Here is a 4,034-nt window from a genome sequence, read left to right as displayed (position 1 = left end):
GCCCGACCGGATCCGGCGGCGGCGAAAGCGGGGATTCTTCCGCCGCCGCGTATCAGGGCCCGGCCGTCGCCACCCTCGGGAGAGCGGCGACCGGACCGCCGGCGGCGACTGGCGCCGCACGGCAGGGGGTTCGGCGGATGGGTGCCGACCACCGGACACCCATCCGCCGGGCCGACGGGACTCGCTCGCACCCCCGGCGAGACCCATCGGCCGGCCGGCCCTCGGCCACCCGCACCGAAGCCGGTGCGCTCCGCCCGACCTGCCTGTGCGGTGGCGGCCGCGGAGGTCGGCGCCGGATCACAGAGCGGTCGGCCGGGTGGGCGGAAGGGAGGGCCAGTCCGGCACCGCCGTTGCGGAACCCACGGGGGAAAGGTCGGCCCCGCAACGGCGGCGGTTCAGGAGGCGATCACGCGGGGACGGGCTGGCGCCGAGGGCTCCGGCTTCGGCCGGTGCGGCGGGCCGGGCTCTCGCTCCCGGCCTCGCCCTCCGGGTCGGGCCGGTCGGCGCCGGGACCTGTCCCGGCAGATCTCCGCTCCGTGGTCCGGTTTGAGCGAGACTCGGGCCCGGAACGAGGGCCAGGCCCCGGGCCCGGGACCGGACCAGGATCGGCACCGGAGCCGGGAGCGCCACCCGGACCCTGGTCGGGAGCCGGAACCGGGTCCGGCTCCGGCTCGGCGGGGTCCGGAATCGGACCCGCGTCGCCGGCCGGGATGACCATGGTCGTGTCGAAGGGCTCGATGCTTCCGCCACGGAGGGCTGCCATCGGGTCGAAGCCGCCCGGCGTCGTGGCCGGGACGTCCTCGAACGTCGGCTCGTCGCCGTCCAGCACGCCGTCGCCGTACACCGCGGGTGCCTCGTCCTCCGCGACCGGCATCGCCGCCTCGCCGCGGACCTGGCCCTCGGCCTCCACCGTCTCGGTGGCGCTCGTCGCTGCGGCCGGCTTGTTGCGGAAGAACCGGCCCTTGCCGCGGGCCAGATCGTGACCGACCGACATCGCCTCCATCTCGTACGTGGTGCGCAGGTTGCCCTCCGAGTCGGTCCAGTCGCGGGTGTAGAGGCGTCCCGCCACCACGACCGGGTCGCCGACCATGACGGATGCCGCCACTCCCTCGGCGAGCCGACGCCAGCAGTTGACGCGCACCCGAAGGTGGTTACCGTCCACCCAACGGCCGGTGTCCCTGTCCAGCCGGCGGGCGGTCGACGCCACCCGGAAGTTCGCGACCAGGGTGTTCGTGCTGGCGGTGCGGCGCCACTCCGGCGCGGTCAGAACGTTCCCGACCACCACGATGTTGGTGTCGAACACTGCGTCTCCTTTACGACGGGAAGTACGGCGGGGGATCTGGCAAGCAGCGTGCGCCGACCGCCCGGATGTCCGCTTCGAAAGCTGCCCGGGCCTGTGGATGGAGGCGGAATGTGGACGAGCGCAGAAATTCGACTTGATCTGCTATGGCGCGAAGCTCCCTACGCGTGGGTAACCTGACGATGTGGAGACCGACGTCCTGGGCCCGCCGTACGAGCGGCACACCATCGACCTGGGCACCGATGACGAGGGCGCGGTCGTCGCGACCCTGGTCCGCCGGCGCGGGGAGACCCCGTCACGGCGCGCGGTGCTGTACGTGCACGGCTTCGTGGACTACTTCTTCCAGACCCACCTCGCCGACTTCTTCGTCGAACGCGGCTGGGACTTCTACGCGCTGGATCTGCGCAAGTACGGCCGCAGCCTGCTGCCCCACCAGACGCCGAACTTCGCCCGCAGCCTCACCGACTACTACCCGGAGCTGGACGAGGCCGCCCGGATCATCCGCGAGGAAGACGGCCACGAGCAGTTGCTCGTCGCGGGCCACTCGACCGGCGGCCTGATCACCTCGCTGTGGTCACACTCGCGCAGCGACCGGGGCATCGTCGACGGACTGTTCCTGAACAGCCCCTTCTTCGACTTCAACGTGCCGTGGCTGCTGCGCCGGCCGCTGATGAACATGGTCGGGCGCACGAGCAGCCGCAACCCGTACCGGGTGCTGCCGATGAGCACGCTGGGCCTGTACGGACAGAGCCTGCACAGCGACCATCGTGGCGAGTGGACGTACGACCTCGCCTGGAAACCGCTGAACGGATTCCCCGTCCGTACCGGATGGCTCGAAGCGATCCGCAGCGGCCAGGCCCGCCTTCGCGCCGGGCTGGCCATCAACGCCCCGGTCCTGGTCGCCTGCTCGACCAGGACGTTCCGGGGCCGCAGTTGGACCGAGGACGTCCGGCTGAGCGACTCGGTCCTGGACGTGGAACACATCGTGCGCTGGGCGCCGCGGCTCGGCCCGCGGGTGACGATCGCGCGTTTCGACGGCGGCATGCACGACCTGACGCTGTCCGGCAAGGACGTCCGCACCGAGGTCTTCCAGGAACTGGGCAGATGGGTCGACGCGTTCGTCCCGCCGAAGGGCACACCGGAGATCTCGGTGCCGCCGGCCCCGGAGGACAAAGCGGACGTCACGGCTGCCTGACATCCCGCTCGACCGGGCGGCGGCGAAACTCTAGTATGTGCTGGCCAGCACACTCCGTGGGCCGGCCAGGCGCTCGTAGCTCAGCGGATAGAGCAACGGACTTCTAATCCGTCGGTCGCAGGTTCGAATCCTGCCGGGCGCGCCCAGCTCAGAGGCATGATCGCCGATCTTGGCTTGTGCCGCGTGGTGCGGCTCATGGCACGAACGAGCTACGTTCGGGCCATGGCAGCAGCATCCCGAGCCACGGGGCGCCAACGTGGCCGCATCGAAACCCTGCCCAGCGGGTCACTCAGGGTGAAGGTCTACGCCGGAACTGATCCGATCAGCGGCAGGCGAAACGATCTAACCGAGACCATCCCGCCCGGCCCGACCGCCAAGCGCGACGCACAGAAGGCGCTGACTCGGCTGCTGGGTCAGGTTGACGAGCGGCGCAACCCACGGACCCGCGCGACGGTAAGGCAGCTCCTGGACCGGTACTTCGAGGTGCTGGCAGTGGGCGAAAGCACCCTCGGCACGTACAAGGGCTACCGCAGCAACCACATCGATCCCCTGATCGGCGACCTTCAACTTGCGCGCCTTGGCGGCGAGGTACTCGACTCGTTCTTTGCGGAGTGCCGGAGGTGTCGGGCGCATTGCCGCCCCGGCCACCGCGCGGTCGACCACCGCACCGACCGTCCTCACACCTGCGATGACCGCTGCGGCCCGCACAAGTGCCGGCCGCTGGCGGACTCTTCGATCAGCCAGATTCACGGCATCCTCAGTGGAGCACTCAAGAGGGCCGTCCGCTGGCGCTGGCTGGGCACCAACCCCATGGATGCCGCGCAGCGTCCTACGCCAGGGCACAGCGACCCGCACCCACCGAGCGCAGAGCAGGCGTCGGCGATTGCCACCGAGGCGTGGCGTGACCTCCAGTGGGGGATGTTCGTGTGGCTGGCCATGGTGACCGGCGCCCGGCGTGGAGAGCTGTGTGCGCTGGCTTGGGATCGCATCGACTTCGCGACGGGCGTGATCACGATCCGGTCGAGCATTGCCCAATACGGCAAGAAGACCTGGGAGAAGGACACGAAGACCCACCAGCAACGCCGGATCACCCTTGACGACCTGACGGTCGCTCTCCTGCGTGCCTTCCTTCGGCAATGCACCGAGAGCGCCAAGGCGGCCGGGCTTACGCTGCCCACTGACGCGAGGGTCTTCTCACCACTGCCGGACGGGTCCGAGTGGCTCAAACCGGACTCCGTCACCCAGCGGTACACGCGGATGTGCGCCCGCCTTGGTTGGGACATGAACCTTCACGAGCTGCGGCACTACTCCGCGACTGAGCTGATCGCCGCTGGAGTAGACGTCCGGACCGTGGCCGGCAGGCTCGGCCACAGCGGCGGCGGAACAACAACCTTGCGCGTTTACACCGCCTGGGTCTCCGAGGCGGATCAACGGGCCGCCGGCTCACTTGCAGGCCGCATGCCTGAGCTTCCGGCAGGCATCGAGACGGACGGCGAGATGACTGCGATCACAACGCCGGTCAGCGAGACATCAGCGCCG

The 4,034-nt window shown here is 70.1% G+C and carries 3 protein-coding genes and 1 tRNA gene; 3 read left to right on the top strand and 1 reads right to left on the bottom strand.

The features are described 5' to 3' along the window. Window positions 1–406: 406 nt before the first annotated feature. The gene (ssb, locus tag DMB66_RS58050) at window positions 407–1,303 is read right to left on the bottom strand and encodes a single-stranded DNA-binding protein (protein ID WP_125812497.1); all 897 of its coding nucleotides are present in this window, start codon (window positions 1,301–1,303) and stop codon (window positions 407–409) included. A 181-nt stretch (window positions 1,304–1,484) separates the two neighbouring features. Between ssb and DMB66_RS58045 the strand changes: the two genes are divergently transcribed. The 3 genes from DMB66_RS58045 to xerC form a co-directional block, all read left to right on the top strand. Beyond that, entirely contained in the window at window positions 1,485–2,495 is a 1,011-nt protein-coding gene (locus tag DMB66_RS58045; RefSeq protein WP_125812496.1) for an alpha/beta hydrolase, read from the top strand. A gap of 69 nt (window positions 2,496–2,564) precedes the next feature. Then, a tRNA-Arg gene (locus DMB66_RS58040) sits at window positions 2,565–2,637 on the top strand. Window positions 2,638–2,651: 14 nt separating this feature from the next. Beyond that, window positions 2,652–4,034 (top strand): tyrosine recombinase XerC (xerC, locus tag DMB66_RS58035; RefSeq protein ID WP_148112922.1); only part of this gene is annotated, 1,383 nt, incomplete at its 3' end.

The organism is Actinoplanes sp. ATCC 53533, assembly GCF_003947245.1.
The sequence above is the reverse complement of the archived record's forward strand: the minus strand, read 5'-3'. Positions and strand labels throughout refer to the sequence as shown.